The organism is Herbaspirillum sp. WGmk3 (assembly GCF_023952535.1).
GTDB lineage: Bacteria > Pseudomonadota > Gammaproteobacteria > Burkholderiales > Burkholderiaceae_D > Herbaspirillum > Herbaspirillum huttiense.
The window spans coordinates 1-290 of sequence record NZ_JAKYWT010000044.1 but is presented as its reverse complement, the minus strand read 5'-3'; the positions used below and the strand labels follow the sequence as shown (position 1 = coordinate 290).

Sequence of the window (290 nt, the reverse complement as noted above, 5' to 3'; positions counted from 1 at the left end):
AGTACCGTTATGAGCTGACGGACAGTGTGGGGGTGATGGCTTCCCTGGGGTTCGCCGCGTCGAAAAAGAGCAGCACAGTGATGACCGGGGAGGATACGTTTCACTATGAGAGCCTGCGTGGACGTTATGTGAGCGTGATGGCCGGACCGGTTTTACAAATCAGTAAGCAGGTCAGTGCGTACGCCATGGCCGGAGTGGCTCACAGTCGGTGGTCCGGCAGTACAATGGATTACCGTAAGACGGAAATCACTCCCGGGTATATGAAAGAGACGACCACTGCCAGGGACGAA

The 290-nt window shown here is 55.9% G+C and carries 1 pseudogene; it reads left to right on the top strand.

Annotated elements, in window-relative coordinates:
* Positions 1-290 (top strand): annotated as a pseudogene (gene lom / locus MKD49_RS25870) (outer membrane beta-barrel protein Lom); the annotation flags it as partial.